The 6,300-nt window shown below is 68.5% G+C and carries 5 protein-coding genes; 3 read left to right on the top strand and 2 right to left on the bottom strand.

The features are described from left to right. The coding region (locus tag QZW52_RS18135) for an NAD(P)/FAD-dependent oxidoreductase (RefSeq protein ID WP_294001288.1) at positions 1-596 on the bottom strand (596 nt) is incomplete at its 3' end. 67 nt (positions 597-663) lie between these two features. On the opposite strand from QZW52_RS18135, the gene QZW52_RS18130 reads away from it, so the two are divergent. After that, positions 664-2,406 (top strand): bifunctional protein-serine/threonine kinase/phosphatase, encoded by a 1,743-nt coding sequence (locus tag QZW52_RS18130; RefSeq protein WP_294001285.1) that lies wholly within the window; start codon positions 664-666, stop codon positions 2,404-2,406. Here the strand turns inward: QZW52_RS18130 and QZW52_RS18125 are convergent. Then, positions 2,396-3,658 carry an MFS transporter gene (locus QZW52_RS18125; RefSeq protein WP_294001282.1) on the bottom strand — a complete coding sequence of 421 codons (1,263 nt, stop codon included), beginning with the start codon at positions 3,656-3,658 and terminating at the stop codon, positions 2,396-2,398. The genes QZW52_RS18130 and QZW52_RS18125 overlap by 11 nt on opposite strands. Positions 3,659-3,753: 95 nt before the next feature. Here QZW52_RS18125 and QZW52_RS18120 point away from each other — a divergent pair, with 95 nt between their 5' ends. Further along, positions 3,754-5,028 carry a type IV pili methyl-accepting chemotaxis transducer N-terminal domain-containing protein gene (locus QZW52_RS18120; RefSeq protein WP_294001279.1) on the top strand — a complete coding sequence of 425 codons (1,275 nt, stop codon included), beginning with the start codon at positions 3,754-3,756 and terminating at the stop codon, positions 5,026-5,028. A gap of 140 nt (positions 5,029-5,168) precedes the next feature. Further along, positions 5,169-6,176: a GGDEF domain-containing protein gene (locus QZW52_RS18115; protein WP_294001276.1), complete on the top strand. Its 1,008-nt coding sequence runs from the start codon at positions 5,169-5,171 to the stop codon at positions 6,174-6,176. Positions 6,177-6,300 lie beyond the last annotated feature (124 nt).

Genomic DNA, 6,300 nt, shown 5'->3' with positions numbered 1-6,300 from the left:
TTCTGCAGCAGCTTGCCGGCCACGTCGTCGAGCTGGCGCTCCATCAGCCAGCCGGAAATGTGGACCACCGTGACCTGCATCCCGCGCAGCATCAGCCCGTTGGCCGCTTCCAGCCCCAGCAGGCCGCCGCCGATGACGACGGCGTGCTTGTGCGTCTTGGCCGTCTCGATCATGGTGTTCGTGTCGGCGATGTCGCGGTAGGCGATCACGCCGTCCAGATCCTTGCCCGGCACCGGCAGGATGAACGGGTTCGAGCCGGTGGCGATCAGCAGGCGGTCGTATTCGGCCTCGACCGTTTCACCTTGCGCATTGACGGCGGTGACGAGGCGGCGGGCGCGGTTCACGTCCGTCACCTTGGTGCCCAGGTGCAGCGTGATGCCGTTCTCCGCGTACCAGCTCAGCGGGTTGAGGATGATCTCGTCGAGGGTCTGCTCGCCGGCCAGCACGGGCGACAGCAGGATGCGGTTGTAGTTCGGGTGCGGCTCGGCGCCGAACACGGTGATGTCGTAGTGGTCCGGGGCGATCTTGAGCAGCTCTTCCAGCGTGCGCACACCGGCCATGCCGTTGCCGACCATCACGAGTTTCATCTTCTTCATCGCGGACTCCTTGGGAATTTCAAGAATTACTGTTAAATAGCTGCTTTTGTTACCACGATGGCGAACAATGAGCTTCGAAGTCAACATTGGGTACACGAGTGCCACGGGGGTGCGCGAGCACAACGAGGATTTCGCGGCCGTCGTGCGCGCCGATGCGCACGAGGCGGGGAGGGGACTGATCGCCGCGGTGGCCGACGGCGTGTCGGCGGGCGGGCTGGGTCGCGAAGCCGCGCAGACCACGGTGATGAGCCTGGTGCAGGACTTCCACGCCGCACCGCCCACCTGGGAAACCACGGTCGTCCTTGACCGCCTCATCGGCGCCCAGAACGCCTGGCTCGCCGACCACAACCGCCGCCGCAGCGGTGCGGGCAATGACCGCCGCGCGGCGCTCACCACCCTCACGGCCCTGGCGCTGCAAGGCCAGACCTGGACCGTCGCCCACGTTGGCGACACCCGTGCCTGGTTGCTGCGCGGCGGCGAGCTGCAACTGCTCACCCAGGACCACGCGCTCGACCATCCCGACTTCCGCAGCCAGCTCACCCGTGCGGTCGGCCTTGACCTCACGGTGCGCGTGGACTACTTGCAGGGCGAGCTGCACGCCGGGGACACCTTCTTGCTCACCTGCGATGGTGTGCATGGGGTGCTCAAACCGGACCGGCTGCGCGCCTTGCTGACCACGCCCACGACCACCACCGCTTCGGCCCAGACCGCCAGTGAGGCGCTGGTGGAGGCGGCACTGGCTGCGGGCAGTCAGGACAACGTCACGGCAGTGGTAATGCAAGTTATGGGCCTGGACCCGCTGCGACTGGAAGACACCCAGGTGCGGGCGCGGCAACTGCCCGTGCCGGGGCGGCTGAAGGTGGGCGACGCGCTGGACGGGTACACCATCACGGCGATGGTTGCGGACACGGGTGTCCACCGGCTCTACCAAGCCCGCGAGACGGCCACCCGCGCGCTGGTGGCGATCAAGACGCTGCACGAGTCCCGCGCCAGCGACCGCGAAGAGCAGGCGATGCTGGCGCACGAGGCTTGGCTCGGCCTGCGCGTGACCGAGCGGGAGGGGCAGGGTTTTGTCCGCGTGCGCGAGGTGCGCGACCCGAGCGCGTTCTACACGGTGTTCGACTGGCACAGCGGCCACACGCTGGAGCAGCAGCTCGCCCAGCCCAACCACCGCAGCGAAGTCCCCGATGTGGTGCAGGGCGGGTTGGCGTTTTGCCGGGCGCTGGGTCGGATGCACCGACTTGGTGTGGTTCACCGCGACATCAAGCCCGGCAACCTGCACTTGGGTGACGACGGACAGTGGCGTGTGCTGGACTTGGGCGTGGCGGTGTCGGGGCGCGAGCCGGCGGCCACGCGCAGCCTGCACGCCGGCACCCCGAGCTACATGAACCCCGAGCAGTGGCAGGGCGACCACGGCCAGCCGGCGGATGCGGGCAGCGACCTCTTCGCACTCGGCGTCACGCTGTACCAGTGGCTCACCGGCAAGCTGCCCTATGGCGAAATCGAGCCGTGGCAGACCGGCCGCTACCGGCGCGATCCGACGCCGCCGTCGCGGATGCGGCCGGACGTGCCGATCTGGCTGGACCATGTGGTGCTGAAGGCGGTGGCGCGTGATCCGCGGCAGCGGTTCGAGACGGCCGAGGAGTTTGCGCTGGCGCTGGAACGCGGGGCCTCGCGGCCGTTGAATGCACTGGGCAGCACGCCACTGGCGATGCGTGACCCGGCGCTGCTGTGGAAAGCGGCGTGCCTGGTTTCGCTCGGGTTCAACGTGCTGCTGGTGATCTGGCTGCTGTTCCTGCCTACGCGCTGAAGGAGCGCGAGCCCGCGCTGGATCCCGATCCGACCGTGGTCGGTGCGCTGCGGGCGCGGCCACCCTTTTCCGCCCAGGTGCGCGTCCAGCGGATCTGCACCAGCCGCAGCATCGCCAGCATCACCAGCGCCAGCACGGCGAAGGCGACGAAGCCCCAGAGGTAGGTGCCGGCGTGCTGCTTGGACAGGCCCATCGCGTTCGGCAGGAAACCACCGCCCAGTGCGCCGATCTCGCCGATCATCGAACCCGCCACGGCGGTCGCCAGCGGCCAGCGCAGCGGTACCAACTGGAACAGCGCCCCGTTGCCTGCGCCGAGCGCGGCAAAACACAGCATGAACAGCAGCGTCGTCACCACCAGCGAAGACCCCGCCAAGCCGCACAGCACCAGCGTGATCGCCACCAGCACCAGCACGCCCGACAGCGTGTTGATGCCGCCGATGCGGTCGGACACGTAGCCGCCGACCACCCGCACGCCGGAACCCATCAGCGTCGCCAGCATGGTGAGCTGGCCGGCTTCGACCTTCGTGACCTTGAACTGGTCGTAGAAGTAGGTCGGCAGGAAGCTCGCCAGCCCGATGAAGCCGCCGAAGGTGATGACGTAGATCAGGCTGAAGGCCCAGCCGTCTTTCTCGAACAGGCAGGCGATGTGCTCGCGGAAGGTCTGGTGCTCGATGTCCGGCGGCTCCTTCGCGGCGAACCACATCACCAGCATCGGCAGCAGCATCGTGCAGGCGGCCAGCCCGTAGACCGTCTGCCAGCCGTACTTCATGGCCAGCGGCGGCGCGAACAGCACGGCCAGCACGGTGCCCGAGTTGCCGGCGCCGGCAATGCCCATCGCCAGACCCTTGTACTTCGGCGGGAACCAGCCCGAGCCGAGCGACAGCGCCACGCCGAACGACGCGCCCGCGATGCCGAGCAGCACGCCCATCGCCAGCACCTCGTCATAGGTGTCCACCATCGTGTAGCCGAAGGTCAGCGCGCAGACGATCAGGCCCATCTCGACCATGGCGGCGTTCTTGCGGCCGATGTACTGCGCCAGGATGCCCAGCGGAAAGCGCATCAGCGCCCCGGCCAGGATCGGCACCGAAATCATGAAACCCTTCTGCGCCGCCGTGAGGTGGAAGGTCTCGCTGATGAACGGCCCCATCGCGCCGTTGAGCACCCAGATGGCGAAGCAGAAATCGAAGTAGAGGAAGGACGCGGCCAGCGTGGGCCAGTGTCCCGAGTTGAGGAAGGTCTTGAAGTTGGACATGGGTGGGCCGTGAGTGGACATGTGGTTTTACTGCACGCTGCACTGCACAAAACATGCCACGATCCTGGCTTGAAGTCTGCTTGGTGTGTTGTCACATGATCAATCTCCTTGCCATTGCCCCTGCGCTGCCCGATGCGCCCACGCTGGTCGCCGACCTGGAATCCAACGGCTTGCAGGTCTGCACCCGTGCCACCTGCGCCCAGATGGTGCGCGAGGCGGTGCGCCATGCACCGGACCTGATCGTGGTCTGGGAACCGCACCCGGATGAGGCGCTGTTCGAAGCGGTTCGGTTGCTTGACGCAGCCGTGCCGACGCCGGTGCTGGTGTTCACCAGCGACGTGCGCGCCGAGACGATGGAGGCGGCGCTGGCCGTGGGCATCGACGGCTGGATCGTCAACGGCTACGCGCCCAGCCGGCTGCGCCCCCTCGTGCAGTTCAGCATCGCCCGCCACCGCCAGACCCGCCAGATGCGTGAGGAACTCGCCGACCTCAAGCGCCGCTTCGAGGAGCGCAAGCTGGTGGACCGCGCCAAGGGCCTGCTGATGTCGGCGCGGCAGGTGAACGAGGACGAGGCGTTCCGGCTGCTGCGCTCCGCGTCGATGAACGCCAAGCAGCGCATCGGCCAGATCTCGCAGCAGGTCATCGACTCCGCCCACTACGGCGACGCCATCAACCGCGCCGGCCGCCTGCGGATGCTGTCGCAGCGCATCGTCAAGCTCTACGCGCTGGCGGCGATGGGGGTGGAGGTGGCGGGGTCGCGGGCGCTGCTGGCCGACTCGGGGGCGCAGATCGGCCAGAGTCTGGCGCTGCTGGGCCGCACCCTGTCGCGGCCGACGTTTGGCGACCTGATCGACGCGGTGGAGGCGACCTGGGCAAGCGTGCAGAACAGCCTCGGCGCGGCGCCGGTGGTGGCGCGCATCGCCGCGCTCGACCAGGACGCCGAGCGGCTGCTGGAGCTGTCCGACCGCTTGACGCAGGCGCTCGAAAACGCCGGGCTGGCACCGACGCTGCACGTCATCAACGTCTCCGGTCGCCAGCGCATGCTCGCGCAGCGGCTGGCCAAGCTCGCGCTGCTGCGGCAGGGGGGCGCGCTGTTGCCGCACGAGCCGCTGCCGGACGATCTCGCGCCCACGGCGGAAGCCTTCGCGCACGGACTGGCGTTCCTGAAGAGCATCCCGCTGTCCACGCCTGCCATCCGTGAAGCAACTACCGCCGCCGACCGCCGCTGGCAGGAAATGCTCGCCGCCGTGCGCAGCGGCGCGACGCCGGCGGCGCGGGTCACGCTGGCGGCGGCCAGCGAGGCGCTGCTTGAACTCCTGGATCGCCTCACGCGCGAGGTCGAGCAGAGCATGCAGTTGCTGATGGGGTGAAGGCGCGCAGGTTCGGCGATTGGTACCGACCCGTCCGTACAGGGGGGTCCAGGTGACGGAGTTCACGCCCGTGGCACGACCCGTTACGTCGTGTGAGTTTGGTCGCAGTCGGTATCTGGCTGGCTGCCTATCATGGCCGCATGAACCTCCTCGAACAGCCCGTTCCCGTGGCACCGCCCGCATTGCTGGCCGGTGGTGTGCTCGACCTGTTGCAGACCGAGGGCGTGCTGCTGGCGCTCAAGGACGCTGACAGCGGATGCTATCTCTGGGCCAATGCGGCATGTCTGGCATGGTTGGGTTCGCATGCGCAGCGCAGGGTGGTGGGCGCGACGGATCTGGAGCTGCTGCCACAGGCCGAAGCCAACGCCTTGCAGGCCGCAGACGCCCGCGCCCTGGCCGCCGAACTGCCCACCGTGGTCGAGGACCACCGCTTCGAGCGCGCCGGCCAGCGCAGCGAGTTCCGCGTCGTGCGCTGTGTCCTGGTGCCTGCCGACGGGCCGCGCCAGCTCCTGTGCCTGTGGCGTGACGTGACGCAGAGCCGGCGCGACGCGGGTCGCCTGCAAGCGGCGCTGGACCAGATCGAGCGCCAGCAGCAGTCGGTCGAAGCCCTGCGCCGCCAGCACGCGCAGGGGCTGGACCGGCCCAGCGAGCTGTTCCGCCGCGAGCATTTCGAGGAGCACCTGCGCCGCGAGGCGGCCCTGTCGCAGCGCGAGCACCGCGAGTTCGCCCTCGTGCTGCTGGCGCTGGACCGCACCGAAGCCTTGCGCCAGACGCTGGGCGAGGCTGCGGTGCAGGAGATCACGCGGTCCATGGGCCACCTGATGCGCTCGAACACGCGGGCGATGGATGTGCTGTCGCAGCTCGGCGATGGGCGCTTCGCGATTCTGTTGTCCGGGGTCGGGCTGGCGACGGCCCATGCACGCATGGAGCACCTGCGCCGTGCCTGCGCCACCGAGGTGGTCGTGGTCGGCGGGCAGGGCTTCAATTTCGAGGTATCGATCGGTGTGGCGAGCTTTCCGCACACGGCAGCGACGCTGGACGACCTCAGCCAGGCGGCGGTGCGGGCGTTGGCGGATGCCCGACAGCGAGGGGGCAACCGGGTGGCGCTGGCGTCCATCCGGCTGGGCGAGCTGTTGCCGGTGAACTGACTTAGAGCGGCTAACACAACCTGCGCAGAGTCCGCAGGCAGATGATGGAACAGGCCAGGGACAAAAGCGCCACATGGGTCGTGATGCTGCGCTCTAAGCGCACCCTGAGCTTGCCGAAGGCCGC

This window comes from Sphaerotilus sp., assembly GCF_013299175.1.
Classification (GTDB): domain Bacteria; phylum Pseudomonadota; class Gammaproteobacteria; order Burkholderiales; family Burkholderiaceae_C; genus Sphaerotilus.
This window is presented reverse-complemented; position numbering and strand designations above follow the sequence as displayed.